This window comes from Cupriavidus sp. IDO (genome assembly GCF_000812465.1).
Classification (GTDB): Bacteria; Pseudomonadota; Gammaproteobacteria; order Burkholderiales; family Burkholderiaceae; genus Cupriavidus.
This window is the reverse complement of sequence record NZ_JWMA01000033.1, coordinates 68,202-81,175: the sequence shown is the minus strand read 5'-3', so window position 1 is coordinate 81,175 and position 12,974 is coordinate 68,202. Positions and strand designations below refer to the sequence as shown.

10 protein-coding genes are annotated in these 12,974 nt (G+C 64.0%); 7 read left to right on the top strand and 3 right to left on the bottom strand.

Annotated features, from left to right (window positions below; genetic code table 11):
- The first annotated feature begins 205 nt into the window (after positions 1–205).
- The 3 genes from RM96_RS10780 (at position 206) to RM96_RS10770 (ending at position 4,297) form a co-directional block, all read left to right on the top strand.
- Positions 206–1,495, top strand: coding sequence for an O-antigen ligase family protein (locus RM96_RS10780; protein WP_039010377.1), 1,290 nt, complete (start codon positions 206–208; stop codon positions 1,493–1,495).
- Positions 1,496–1,919: 424 nt separating this feature from the next.
- Positions 1,920–3,182, top strand: a complete 1,263-nt coding sequence (locus RM96_RS10775; RefSeq protein WP_238587224.1) for a lipopolysaccharide biosynthesis protein — start codon at positions 1,920–1,922, stop codon at positions 3,180–3,182.
- Positions 3,179–4,297 carry a glycosyltransferase family 4 protein gene (locus tag RM96_RS10770; protein ID WP_039010375.1) on the top strand — a complete coding sequence of 373 codons (1,119 nt, stop codon included), beginning with the start codon at positions 3,179–3,181 and terminating at the stop codon, positions 4,295–4,297. The genes RM96_RS10775 and RM96_RS10770 overlap by 4 nt, the downstream gene beginning before the upstream one ends.
- A gap of 44 nt (positions 4,298–4,341) precedes the next feature.
- Here the strand turns inward: RM96_RS10770 and waaA are convergent, their stop codons facing one another.
- From waaA to RM96_RS10755, 3 genes are read right to left on the bottom strand one after another with little or no spacing between them, the layout of a single operon-like run.
- A complete protein-coding gene (gene waaA, locus RM96_RS10765; protein WP_039010374.1) occupies positions 4,342–5,631 on the bottom strand; it encodes a lipid IV(A) 3-deoxy-D-manno-octulosonic acid transferase in 1,290 nt (429 codons plus the stop codon).
- Complete coding sequence (gene waaC, locus RM96_RS10760) at positions 5,631–6,737, bottom strand: lipopolysaccharide heptosyltransferase I (protein WP_039010373.1); 1,107 nt, start codon at positions 6,735–6,737, stop codon at positions 5,631–5,633. The genes waaA and waaC overlap by 1 nt, the downstream gene beginning before the upstream one ends.
- Positions 6,718–8,103 carry a phosphomannomutase/phosphoglucomutase gene (locus RM96_RS10755; RefSeq protein ID WP_039010371.1) on the bottom strand — a complete coding sequence of 462 codons (1,386 nt, stop codon included), beginning with the start codon at positions 8,101–8,103 and terminating at the stop codon, positions 6,718–6,720. The genes waaC and RM96_RS10755 overlap by 20 nt, the downstream gene beginning before the upstream one ends.
- On the opposite strand from RM96_RS10755, the gene RM96_RS10750 reads away from it, so the two are divergent.
- The 4 genes from RM96_RS10750 to RM96_RS10735 all read left to right on the top strand — a co-directional run bounded on the left by RM96_RS10750 (position 8,102) and on the right by RM96_RS10735 (position 12,948).
- The gene (locus RM96_RS10750; RefSeq protein WP_238587222.1) at positions 8,102–9,463 is read left to right on the top strand and encodes a glycosyltransferase family 4 protein; all 1,362 of its coding nucleotides are present in this window, start codon (positions 8,102–8,104) and stop codon (positions 9,461–9,463) included. The genes RM96_RS10755 and RM96_RS10750 overlap by 2 nt on opposite strands.
- Positions 9,460–10,785 (top strand): sugar transferase, encoded by a 1,326-nt coding sequence (locus tag RM96_RS10745; RefSeq protein ID WP_052279450.1) that lies wholly within the window; start codon positions 9,460–9,462, stop codon positions 10,783–10,785. Before RM96_RS10750 ends, RM96_RS10745 begins: the two co-directional genes overlap by 4 nt.
- Positions 10,785–11,936 (top strand): glycosyltransferase, encoded by a 1,152-nt coding sequence (locus tag RM96_RS10740; RefSeq protein WP_039010369.1) that lies wholly within the window; start codon positions 10,785–10,787, stop codon positions 11,934–11,936. Before RM96_RS10745 ends, RM96_RS10740 begins: the two co-directional genes overlap by 1 nt.
- A 640-nt stretch (positions 11,937–12,576) precedes the next feature.
- Positions 12,577–12,948, top strand: a complete 372-nt coding sequence (locus RM96_RS10735; protein ID WP_052279449.1) for a MarR family EPS-associated transcriptional regulator — start codon at positions 12,577–12,579, stop codon at positions 12,946–12,948.
- The last annotated feature ends 26 nt before the right edge of the window (positions 12,949–12,974 follow it).

Genomic DNA, 12,974 nt, shown 5'->3' with positions numbered 1-12,974 from the left:
CATACATCCTGTAACGCCTCTACCTGATCAGACGGCTAGGATGTGGGTTATCCCGAAATACCACCACGGCCATCCGATATAATCGCCCGGCCTGGCGCAGCAACTGGCCGAAGGGCTCCGGCGCCGCAAAGGCGGTGACAACAATGAAGGATGGAACGGCACACCCCGGGGTGCACAAGCCCTTCCATCGGAATGCTCCTCCACCATGCTCTTGATGACGAGATTGCAGAGATCCCAATCTCACGGGATCGACAAAGCCCTATACCTGGCCGCCTGCGCCGTCCTGGCTGTATTCCCAGCGCTGATGTTTGTCCAGCCGACGCTCAGCAATACCTGTTATGGACTCCTGCTTGGTTGGAGCGCCTGCGCCATCGTTGCCGCCGGACGCGCGGGCCTGGCGGAATGTGGCGCGCTGCTGCGCCGATACTGGCCGTTCATGCTGGCCATGGCGGCGCTGCCGCTTGCAGTGCTGCTGCAGCAACTGCTGACGCAGGTGGAGGCGCCGCATGTCCCATATCTCTACCTGCGCTTTGCCATGTTCATTCCGCTGACCATTGGCATGGTGCGGCTGGGCCCCAGCGGCATACGGAGCGTCCAGTGGGGCTTTGTAGCCAGTGCGCTCATGTCTGCCGTCTGGCTTCATGAGGTAGCCGCTGCCGGCCGGCCGAGCCATGTCGGGTTCTCCAATGTCATCCCCTTCGGCAATCTCGCCTTGCTGATGGGGATGCTGGCACTGATTTCTATCGGGTGGAATCGCTCCGGAGAGTATCTGCAGTCAGGCTTGAAACTGCTGGCCGCTCTTGCGGGCCTGTACGCCTCATACATGAGCGGCACGCGTGGCGGCTGGCTCGCCATCCCAGTGCTGGCGCTCATTGCGCTGGCCGCATCGCGTCGGTTGACACGGATGCACAAGGCTGGGGTCATGGTCGGACTGGCTGGCCTCATGACGCTCACGTGGTTTGGGAGCACCCGCGTGCAGCAGCGCACGACAGAGGTTGTATCTGAATTGTCTAAATTTGCTCACCATGTAACACTGGACACGTCAACCGGGATACGGCTTCAGTTGTGGCGAGCATCGCTCAAGATGTTGCAGGCCCATCCTTGGACTGGCGTGGGGCCAGACAACTTCCCACAGGAGTTACAAGCCCTGGCGGTACAGCACGTAGTTACACCCGTGGCAGCCACGTTGCCGCACGCCCACAACGACATCCTGCACGCCGCAGCCACTCTCGGAGCCCCGGGTCTATTGGCGATCCTCGCACTATATCTCGTACCAGCCGCATTCTTCCTCCGCCACCTTCGCAGCGAAGACCGGGATACGCAGGTTGCTAGCGCCATGGGACTGGCCCTGTGCTGCGGCTTTATGGTCTTCGGCCTTACCGAGGTCATGTTCGCCACGACATTGATCAATGCCTTCTACAGCCTTGTCATGTCTGTATGTTTTGCCTACATTGTGGCACGCAAGGATACGTTGGCAGCACAGGCGGCCCATTGAGCCAGGACTCCCGACACCACAGAAAGGACGCGCTGGTCCGCCAATACCCTACAGTGCAGTCAACCACTGGAGTTCCTGAGGAGGCGGGAACGCAGTGACGCTGAAAAGGGGCGACGCCCCTACGCTGCTGGCCTATGCGGCTTCGCCTTCAGCCGCTGCCACCCGAACCCGCCCCGCCGACAGAATGCCACCCATATATGTCGGCTACGCCCCATCCAACTGGCCAGCCCGCCAGCGCCAGCTGCGCATCGACTTTGGCAAATGTACCAATTTGTGAGAAAGTGGCGGTCGCGAATCATTCACCCCCTATGGTGTCCGCCCATCTGACCGCCAGCACTCCTGCTACCGTCACGAATACAACACCTGTCTTCTACGTCGCCGCCACGGCGTGCGTGAAGGTGGAGGTCTGCGGCACGGAGCCGGCGTGACAAGACGGAAGGTTGCCGGCAATCTTGCCTGGATGCTGATCGAGCGCGGCCTCCAGGTGGCGGGCGGCATCGGCATCGTAGCCATGCTGGCACGCGGCATGGGGCCGGAAGGCTTCGCCCATTTCCAGTATGCGCAGGCGGTGGTCTATATCGCCGCCTCGCTCGTGCTGATCTGCGGTAGCGAGGTCATCGTTCCGAGGCTCGTCGCCAATCCCGACCCCACCGCCCAGCACCGGTTGCTGATGCACGGCTTTGGCTTGCGCTTTGCAGCCGGCGTGCTCGCCTACCTGCTGATCGGCGGGTTCATGCTGGCCTCCCGCCAGGGCCCAGAATTCTGGGTGCCATCGATGATCCTTGGCCTGGCCGTGCTGCTGCGCGAACCGTTCGGCGTCATTACGGCCTGGATGCAGGCGCATACGCGCACCCGGCCCAATGCGCTCGTCAGCCTGGCCTCGCTGGCCGTCAAGGCGGGTTGTGTGGCGCTGCTTTTCTGGCTCGGGGTACAAAGCGTGCCGGCCTATGCCGCAGCCATTGTGCTTGAAACCGCGCTCTCGTCGGTGCTGCTGGGCCACTACTACCTGGGCCGCGCGCCGCGTACCCGCGTCGCCATGGATGCGACGCTGATCCGGGAGCTGCTCAACAATGGCGCCCTCTTCTGGGTGAGCTTCGTGCTAATGATGAGCTCCCGCCGTCTCGACCAGTTGCTACTCAAGCCGTTGGTACCGCTTGGCGAGTTCGGCGCCTACGCGGCGTCGATGCAGATTCTGGACAACTACGTGGTGGTTGCCACCATCCTCTGCGCAGGCATCGCCCCGATCTATGTCTATGCGCAGCCCTCATTGGCCCAGGCCCGGCGTAACATCATGAAGATTGTCGCGGGCATGACGATCGTAGGTGCAGTGGGCGCGCTTGCAATTGCCCTCAGCGCCCACTGGATCGTTCACCTGCTCTATGGCTCGGCGTTTGCCTCCGCCGCCGGCCTGCTGCAATTGACGGCCATGGCATCGATGCTCATCTTTGCCGATGTCGCCCTGACTCTGTTACCCGTCTACCTGCGCCGGCCCCGACTGGTTGCCATCAAGTGGGGACTGGTGTTCGTCGTCACCATTGCGATCGATATTGTCGCGATACCGGTGCTTGGCGCGTATGGCGCGATCCTTGGCTATGCAGTCGCGAACCTGCTTTCCGTCCTGTTCGGACTCGGTGTCTGGCTGCGCGAAGGGCGCAGCGCCGCGGCAGCACGGGAGGTCAACGCATGACAGCGGGCCGCAATATCTGCCTTCTTACCGGCACGCTCAATGTCATGGCCGGCGCCGAGCGAATGACGGCTACCGTCGCCAATGCGCTTGCCGGACTCGGCCATAACGTCACCATCCTGACCTTGTTCGATACGGCCAGCTGCTTCCCGCTGCATCCGAACATTCAGCATGAAGCCTTGTTCGCACATCGCCCTTCGTTCAAGCGCGCGTATTTCGCCACCGTTGCCGGCATTCGCCGTCATTGCGTCAGGCACCAGATCGATGTGCTGATACAGGTCGACACCATGCTGGCGTTGTTCGTACTGCCGGCGAGCATCGGACTCGGCGTGCACCACATTGCCTGGGAGCATTGCCACTTCGACGAGGATCTCGGAAGGCCCGCGCGCAAATTGGCCCGGCGTCTTGCCGCGCGCTTTTGCAGGCAGGTCGTGGTCTTGACGGAGCGCGATCGCCGGCGGTGGATCGAAGCCCTGCAGCCCCGCAGCGAAGTCGTCTGCATCCCGAATCCACTCCCCTTCCCCATGCCCGCTGCACCATCGGCGCGTACGGGCAAGACGGTTCTCGCCATGGGCCGGCTGGTCGCGGCAAAAGGCTTCGACGTGCTGCTGCGCGCCTGGCAGAAAGTGGCGGCGCGGGTGCCGGAATGGGAACTGGTCATCCATGGCGAAGGCGAGGAGCGCAACGCTCTTGCTGCACTGGTTGGCCAATTGGGGCTGAGCGACCGCGTCAGCATGCCCGGGGTCTGCCTTGACGTGACGCAGTCCTATGCGCGCGCCTCGGTCTTCTGCCTGAGCTCCCGCTATGAAGGCTTTGGCCTGGTGCTGATCGAAGCGATGGCATTCGGCCTGCCGATCGTGTCGACAGATTGCGAGACGGGACCGCGAGAGTTGCTCACACCTGACCAGGATGCGCTGGTCGTGCCGACCGACAACCCTGATGCGCTTGCGGATGCCCTGTTGCGGGTGATCAACCAGCCGGAAGACGCCAGTCGCCTTGGCGCCGCGGCCAGAAGAAGAGCCGGCGACTTTGCCCTGGAACAGATTGCCGCCCGGTGGGACGCTCTGCTGAGAGCTCCTGCGAACGCGGAAGCCAGGCGCACGGCGGACCCTTCCTGACGGTCACCTGTCCCGAGGGCTAGCGGCTTCGCAGGGCGCCCCTCTCAGGTCCCAAGTGCCTGCGCCAGCGCCGCCAGCGTGCGCACTGTCGCGCCGCGATGCAGGCCAGCGAAGGTATGCGCGTGGGCGCGCATGTCAGCCAGCGAGGCGGAGTTCGACAGCACCTTCGACGCCGTCCTGACCAGGTCTTCGGCATCGGCTACCCGCAGGCAGGCGCCGGCCGCAATGGCGTCTTCCGTGGCCTGCGCGAAGTTGAAGGTGTGCGGGCCGATCAGCACCGGCGTGCCGACCGCGCAGGACTCGATCAGGTTCTGCCCGCCCAGCGGCATCAGGCTCCCGCCGATAAAGGCGAGGTCGGAAGCGGCGAAGTACATCGCCATCTCGCCCATCGAATCGCCGAGCACCACATCGGCCGTGACCGGCGCGGACAGCTGGTCGATGTCCAGCTCGCTGCGTCGCTGCACGGTGAAGCCGGCCCGCGCAGCCATCGCCGCAACTTCATCGAAACGCTGCGGATGACGCGGTATCAGCAACAGGGCTGGCCTTGGGGTATTGCCGGACAACTGCTGCCAGCGCGAGAAGGCATCCAGCAGCAGCGGCTCTTCGCCTTCACGGGTACTGGCAGCCGCCAGCACGGCGCGCTCGCCAAATGCCTGACGCAATCGTTTGCCCCGCTCCACGCTGGCCGGGGCTGGCTGCATGTCGAACTTCAGGTTGCCGGTGACCTGCACCGCTGCCACGCCCAACGCCTCGAAGCGTTCGGCATCGCCCACCGTCTGCGCCAGCATGCCGGCGAAGTCGCCATACATGGCTGCGGCGGCGCGCCCGAAGCGGGCGGTGCGGCGGAAGCTGCGCGGCGACAGCCGGGCATTGACCAGGAACAGCGGCACGCCCGCGCGGCGAGCGCCATGTACGAGGTTGGGCCACACCTCGGTTTCCATCAGCATTCCGCCCGCGGGCCGGAAGTAGCGCAAGAAGCGGCTCACCAGCCAGGGCAGGTCATAGGGCAGGTAGCACTGCATGATGCGAGGCTCCTTGCCGAACAGTTGAGCACCGGTCTGGCGGCCGGTCGGCGTCATATGCGTCAGGAGCAGCCGATGACCGGGATAAGCAGCCAGCAGCGCTTCGATCAGCGGCTGCGCGGCACGCGTCTCGCCGACGGAAACCGCATGCACCCACAGCCACGGCCCGGCTGCCGGCAGATGCCCATAGGCGCCAAGGCGCTCGCCGACATGCTCGAGGTAGCCCGGCTCCTTGCGCGCGCGCCAGACGAGGCGCAGCAGCGCGGCTGGCAGCGCCACCAGCCACAGCAGGCTATACACAAAACGCAGCATTAGCGCCCCACCCCGCGTACGCGGCAGGCCGCCTCATAGACTTCCCCGACTGACGGCACCACGCCGTCATCGCCGACGTTGGCAATGCGCTCGGACCAGTAGCCCTCGGTCTTCCAGCGCCAGGTCGCGGTATAGATTTCCACGGTAGGCCGGCACAGGGCCGCGGCGATATGGACGAGGCCGGTATCGACACCGATGACCACCTCGGCACGATTGATCAGGCCAAAGCCCTGCATGACCGAGAAGCGCGGCAGTACCTGCGCCTGTGGCACACCTGCGGCGATCTCCTCGGCGGCGCGACGCTCCGCTTCGTTGCCCCAGGGCAGCAGCATGGTCAGGCCTTCAGCCTGAAGCTGGCGTCCGAGTGCATGCCAGCTGGATACCGGCCACTTCTTCTTTGCGCCAGCCGTCGCGTGGAAACACACGGCGTAGCGCGCAGGCAGCGCGGCCCAGATCGGATCGTCCACATGCAGTGTCTGCGCAACCGAGCCGAAGAACTGCGGGGGCTCGGCCGGCTCGACACCGGTCAGCGCCGCACCCAGCAGCCGCGAACGCCGCACCGAGTGGGTCTGGCGCGGCACCCGCACCGGCGCGGTGTAGAGCAGCCGCGCCGCGGGCTCGTAGCCCGAGCCTTGCGTCGCATTGCCCAGCCCGATAATCGGCGCATCCGCCGTACGCCTGGCCACGCGCGCCACCACCGCAGTCTTCAGCAAGCCCTGGCTTTCGATGACCGCGTCATAGCTGTCCCGGCGCAAGGCGTCGCGCAACGCACCCATTTCCTGCCAGACAGCGGGCTGGTAGAGACGCTTGCGCCAGCGCCGCAGCGCAAACGGGAGGACGCGCCGCACTTGCGGCAGCAGACGCACCAGGTCGACGTAGCCCTCCTCCACCACCCAGTCGATCTCGGCACCCGGCCAGCGCGCGCGCAGGTCATGCACCAGCGGCATGTTGTGCACCACATCGCCCAGCGAGGAAACCTTCACCAGCAGGATCCGCGGCTTATCGGGCAGCGGGAACGGCGCGACCAGCGGTGCGGACTGGACAATCCCGGTCGTCCCCGCCGATGCCTGCGGCACCGCCACGCGCTCAGAACGGGAGCTGAGCATCCGGTTTCTCGGCCAGGATCACACGTTTGAATTCAGCCTGGATCCGCGCCAGCGCGGCGTCGTTGTCCGCCTCGAACCGCATCACCACCACCGGGGTGGTATTGGACGGACGGGCCAGACCGAAGCCATCGGCGTACTCGACACGCACGCCGTCGATGGTGATGACTTCACGAGCGCCCTCGAACTTCGCGTTGGCCCTGATCTTGTCCAGAAGCGTGAACGGCTCGCCCTCGGCGCACTTGAGCTGCAGCTCGGGCGTGTTGTTGGCGTTCGGCAGCGCATTCAGCACCGCGCTCGGGCCGGCGTGGCGCGACAGGATTTCCAGCAGGCGCGCGCCAGTGTACAAGCCGTCGTCAAAACCGTACCAGCGATCCTTGAAGAACACGTGCCCGCTCATCTCGCCGGCGATCGGCGCGCCGGTCTCCTTGAGCTTGGCCTTCACCAGCGAATGGCCGGTCTTCCACATCAGGGGCTCGCCGCCATGCTGGCGAATCCACGGGGCTAGCTTGCCCGTGCACTTGACGTCGTAGATCACCTGCGCGCCGGGGTTGCGCGACAGGATCTCCTCGGCAAAAAGCATCAGCTGGCGATCCGGGAAGATCACCTGGCCGTCCTTGGTCACCACGCCGAGGCGGTCGCCGTCGCCATCAAAGGCCAGGCCCAGCTCGCAATCGGTCTCGCGCAGGCACTTCATCAGGTCCTGCAGGTTCTCGACGTGGGCCGGGTCCGGATGATGGTTGGGGAAATGGCCGTCGACCTCGCAGAACAGCTCGGTCACCTCGCAGCCCAGGCCACGGAACAGGTCGCCCACAAAGGCACCGGCGACGCCGTTGCCGGCGTCCAGCGCGATCTTCATGGGGCGTGCCAGCTTCACATCGCCGATGATGCGGTCGAGATACTGCTGACGCACATCCACTTCCCGGTAGGATCCGGCTCCACTTGTGAAGTTGCCGGCCTCGATCCGCTGACGCAGCGCCTGAATCTGCTCGCCGTAGATCGCCTTGCCCGCCAGCACCATCTTGAAGCCGTTGTAGTCGGGCGGGTTGTGGCTGCCGGTGACCATGATGCCGGAAGTGGCTTTCACGCCATCCAGCTCGACATTGGTCCCAAAGTAGACCATCGGCGTGGCGACCATGCCCAGGTCGATCACGTCCATGCCGGCGGCACGGAGGCCTTCGACCAGGCCGCCGATGAGGTCAGGGCCGGAGAGGCGGCCGTCGCGGCCGACTACGACGGCCTTTTCGCCGGCTTCCGCAGCAGCCGAACCGAACGAAAGGCCGATCTGGCGGGCCACGTCGCTGGTTAGGGTTTTGCCGACGATGCCGCGGATGTCATAGGCTTTGAAGATGGAGGGATCAAGTCTCATGGGGATTCCTGAAGTAATGGCTCAGCCGCGCGCCCCCAAGGGTCAACCACTGCGTGCCGAAGGAGGTATTTTGCCGGATTGCACGGCGGGCGGGCGGTATAATCGCCGCTTTGGGAACGGTGGCCACTGTTCTTGCCACCCACATAGCGGCTCACTACCTGAAGCCGGCCCGGTTCGCCACTGCCAGCCGTCATCCGCGCCAGCGATTGCGCTCTCACCCTTGCCATCCAACACCCAGACCACCAACCGGCCGCGCGTAGCCTGCTTGATTACCAATTCGGAGATCGGCGGCGCACAGTCGCATGTGGCGGATTTGCTGCAATCGGCAAACGGCCAGGCCGACATGGTACTACTGGCCGGCGGGGACGGACCGCTTCTTGACATCGCACAACGCGCCGGCATCCCCGTCATCCGGCTGCAACAGCTAGACAACACCCTCTCGCCAGCCCGTGCATTGACGGCCCTGCGCGAGTTGCTGCTGGCCCTGCGACAGGCCGCGCCGGACCTTATCCATGCCCACAGTGCCAAGGCCGGAGCGCTGGGCAGGATTGCGGGCTTCCTGCTTGGCATCCCTGTGATCTATACCGTGCACGGCTTCGCGTTCAAGCCCGAAGCTCCCGCGCGGCAGCGCGTCGCCGCACGCATTGCCGAGTGGCTGCTAGCGCCGCTGACCGCGCGCATGATCTGCGTAGCCGAGGCTGAGAAGCACCTGGCCCGGACACTGCCAATTCGGGCGCGGCATATTGCCGTGATTCCGAATGGCATTGCCGACACGAACGCGCGCGCACGACCAGAGGCACCCGTGCAAAGGATCGTCATGGTCGCCCGTCTTGCCGCGCCGAAGCGTCCTGACCTGGTGATCCGCGCCTTCGCGCAAGCGAGCTTGCCAGCGTGCGAACTAGTGATCACAGGAGACGGCCCCAGGCGCTCCGCCATGCAGCAACTGGCAGACCAGGTTGCTCCGGGGCGGGTCCGCTTCACCGGCGGCATCGGCGACGTCCCTAACTTATTGTTGACTGCCCAGATCTTCGTCCTCACCTCCGATCATGAAGGCTTCCCGCTATCCGTGCTGGAAGCTATGCGTGCAGGCCTGCCGGTCATTGCATCGGACCTGCCCGGCATCCGCGAGCAGCTCGACAACGGCCGTTGCGGCGTGCTGCTGGAACGTAACGACGAGGCCACGCTTGCCGAAGCACTGTCGCGCCTGGCCTCTGATGCCAGCTGGCGTACAGCATTGGGCAATGCTGCACGCAATCGATGGGAACAGCATTACGGCCTGGATCGCATGACGCGGGCCACATGGGCCGTATATCAGGACGCCCTGGACGACAAGCCCCGCGCAGCACGGATGCAGACATGACCGAAATCATCAAGAGCGAACCCCTGCGCCGCCACGCAACCGGCATGCATATTGCCGGCTCGGAGACCGTCCGCCGCGTGAGCAGGATGCTAGGCTGGGCCTGCCTAGGCTTGTTGCTGTTCGGCATCAACACCGTGCTGGCCGAGGTCGCACACCATGCCGGTGTCGTGACCTACGTGTTCACGCGAACGCTACTGTGGTCCATCGTCCCCTACCTGTTCGCCTTCTTGATGCTACACCGGTCGCTGCATTTGCCGGCAATGGAGGGCAACAGCCTGGCCGGGCTTGCGTCAACCTTCCCGTTTGTCGCGTTGCTCTTCGTCTTTGCCGCATTTCACATCGAGTACTCCCGCGGCGCCCTTCTGCTGAGCTACGTGACCACGCTCGCGTGGATCTGGATCGGATATCGCCGCTACGTGCAGAACTACGTGCCGCTGTTTGGCTACACCGATCCGCATACGCTGGAACAACTCGAGTCCATCCTGGCAATGCCAGGTGCCGCGCCTCCCTCGCCTACACGCTTCGAGCCAATCGGCTCGCTGGAAGACGCCAGGCACTGCGACGGCCTGATGGTCGACCGCAGCACCACCGCCGATCCCGAGCGCACCCGACAACTGGCCCAGTACAAGATGAGCCACGTGCGCATGTACTCGGTGGAACGCGTCGGCGAGATGCTTACGGGCCGCGTCGGGCTTGCGCATATCGACGAGAATTTTCTTGATGACTACGCGGCGCATTACCTCTACGGCTACCTCAAGCGCGCCGTCGATATCGCAGCTGTCGTCTGCCTGGCGCCGTTCGTTGTGCCAGTCGGCCTTGCCGTCGTACTTGCGATCCGACTGGAAACGCCTGGCCGGGCCATCTTCCGCCAGGAACGAGTCGGCCTCTTTGGCAAGCCATTTGTCATGCTGAAGTTCCGCAGCATGGGCGTGGATCCCAGCACCACGGCGCAGTTCGCCGCACGCCAGGACCCGCGCGTCACCAAGGTTGGCCGGATCATCCGCAAATACCGCATCGACGAAACTCCGCAGCTATGGAACGTGCTGGTCGGGCATATGAGCCTGATCGGACCGCGGCCGGAGCAGGCGCCGATGGTCGAGGAGTTTTCAGGGACGATTCCGTACTATCCGTACCGCCATTTAGTCCGGCCGGGATTGTCGGGGTGGGCGCAGGTGCAGCAGGGGTATGTCGGCACGCATGAGGAAACGGTGACCAAGCTGAGCTATGACTTGTATTACGTCAAGCATTGCTCGTTTGCGCTGGATCTGCTGATCGCGGTGAAGACGGTGCGGACGTTATTGACGGGGTATGGGGCGCGGTGATGGCATCGACCAACGTCGGCGATATCGCGCCAATGCGGATCCTCCTGGTTACTACCGGATTGAAGGTGGGCGGTGCCGAACTCCAGGTAGCCGCGCTGGCACGCGCTTTCCTTGCGCTGGGACACGCCGTGACCATTCTGAGCCTGTCGTCCGGCAAGGAAATCGACTTGCCAGCAGACGCATGCCTGGTCGAACTGAACATGTGCAAAACGCCCATGGACATGGCACGGGCCCTGTTGCGGGCGCGCGTGCTGATCAAGGCATGGCACCCGGACGTCATCCATGCGCATATGGTGCATGCCAACCTGTTTGCCCGCCTGCTTACCCGCATCGTCCGTTGCCCGCCGCTGGTTTGTACCGCCCATAGCTTCCGGGAGGGCGGGCGTATGCGCATGCTGGCATATCGGCTGACCGATCGGTGGACAGACCTGACCACGCACGTCAGCGCCGACGGCCGCAGCGGCATGATCGCAGCCGGCGGAGTGCCGGACGACCGCATCGTTGTGATACCGAATGGCATCGACGTTTGCCGCTTCCGCCCGGAGCCGGCGTTGCGCATAACCGCACGCGAACGCCTGGGCATCACAGACGATACGAGGCTGGTGCTCAATGTGGGACGGCTGGCGCCGGAGAAGGCGCAAGATCTGCTGATCCGCGCGTTCGGGCAATTGGATGCCTCCATGCCTGCGCACTTGCTGATCGCCGGCGGCGGCGCACTCCGCCACGCACTGGCCAACCAGATCAGCGCGCATGGCCTGGCCCCACGCATTACGCTACTGGGCCCGCGCGACGACATCCCCGCCTTGCTCAATGCTGCCGATGCATTCGTGCTCTCGTCGAACATCGAGGGCCTGCCGATGGTTCTGGTCGAGGCGCTCGCCTGCGGATGCCCGGTCGTAGCGACCGATGCCCCGGGCGTGGCCGAAGTGCTACGCGGCCAGGGCACCATCGTCCCACGAGGCGATGTGACGGCACTCACCAATGCCCTCGCCGCCGCGCTGCATGCAGGACGCGGGACACCGACACAGGCCGCTGAACGGCGCGATCGCGTGCTGTCGTCGTTCTCAATCGAAGCGGTTGCACAGCGTTGGCTCACGCTCTACGCAAACCTGTCCAGCGCGGCGAGCGTGCTCCATCCGGAGGCCGCCTGACGCCAGCAAGTGGCAGGCAATCTGCTATGGATTCTGGCCAAGCGCGGCCTTCAGGTCGGCGTAGCTATCGGCCTGGTGGCCATGCCTGCGCGCGCTGGCACCGATGGGGTTCGGCAACTTCCAGTTTGCGCAATCGATCGTGCTGATCGCCGCATCGCTTGCGCCGGCGTGCGAGTACCTTCCCAACCCTCTACAGTTCCCCATCCAAGAATCGCTTGCGCCTCGCGGTGCCAGGACCGTCCTGTCGGTAGGACGACTTATCAAGGCATGCCGGTTCCCGCCGAGGACGAAGCTGCACTTGCTGACGTGCTGGTACAACTTCGCGAGCCAGGCATGACTGAACGGCTAGAGCTACCCAAGGAAGAACGAAGGCAAGGCAATTTCCCGTGGAAACTATCACAGGCAAATGGGGCCGCCAGACAACAGACGTAGAACAATCGGTAGATCCCCCGCAGGCGGAAGGGCCGGGGCTGGCCTCAGGCGCTGGACCGCGCGGCGGGATCCAAGTAGAATTGTTCAACTTCAAACAAACATACTGTCTAAGGCACTTTAGTCACCTCGTCAACAGCCTCACAGTGACGAGGCTGAATGCTACCTTGCTTGCGACTGTCATTCTGCAAATGAGCATTGTCTCCAACCCATGACCAGTCGCCAAGCCAAGATACAAGAAGACACGTATTTTCGGATCATGCGCATCTTGCAGGAGAATCCGGACCTCACCCAGCGCGAGCTTGCGGAGAAGCTGGGCGTAAGCGTGGGAGGTCTGAATTACTGCCTCAGGGCCCTGATGGAAAAGGGCTGGATCAAGGTCCAGAACTTTAGCCAATCCAAGAACAAGTTTGGCTATGTATACATTCTCACGCCACGCGGTATTGCGGAAAAGGCAGCCCTGACCAGCCGTTTCCTGAAACGCAAGATGGAAGAGTACGAACTGCTGAAGTCGGAAATCGAGGCCTTGCGGGCCGAAGTTGGAGACGGCGACTTCAATGCGAAAAGGAAAGAAGAGGCTTAAATCAGGGGTACCGGAGCGGTTTGCCG

What these genes read in the sequence shown, in the direction of transcription:
- RM96_RS10780 (WP_039010377.1), top strand. Translation starts at nt 206, where the DNA reads ATGCTCTTGATGACGAGATTGCAGAGATCCCAATCTCACGGGATCGAC.
- RM96_RS10770 (WP_039010375.1), top strand. Translation starts at nt 3,179, where the DNA reads ATGACAGCGGGCCGCAATATCTGCCTTCTTACCGGCACGCTCAATGTC.
- waaA (WP_039010374.1), bottom strand. Translation starts at nt 5,631, where the DNA reads ATGCTGCGTTTTGTGTATAGCCTGCTGTGGCTGGTGGCGCTGCCAGCC.
- waaC (WP_039010373.1), bottom strand. Translation starts at nt 6,737, where the DNA reads ATGCTCAGCTCCCGTTCTGAGCGCGTGGCGGTGCCGCAGGCATCGGCG.
- RM96_RS10750 (WP_238587222.1), top strand. Translation starts at nt 8,102, where the DNA reads ATGGGGATTCCTGAAGTAATGGCTCAGCCGCGCGCCCCCAAGGGTCAA.
- RM96_RS10755 (WP_039010371.1), bottom strand. Translation starts at nt 8,103, where the DNA reads ATGAGACTTGATCCCTCCATCTTCAAAGCCTATGACATCCGCGGCATC.
- RM96_RS10745 (WP_052279450.1), top strand. Translation starts at nt 9,460, where the DNA reads ATGACCGAAATCATCAAGAGCGAACCCCTGCGCCGCCACGCAACCGGC.
- RM96_RS10740 (WP_039010369.1), top strand. Translation starts at nt 10,785, where the DNA reads ATGGCATCGACCAACGTCGGCGATATCGCGCCAATGCGGATCCTCCTG.
- RM96_RS10735 (WP_052279449.1), top strand. Translation starts at nt 12,577, where the DNA reads ATGACCAGTCGCCAAGCCAAGATACAAGAAGACACGTATTTTCGGATC.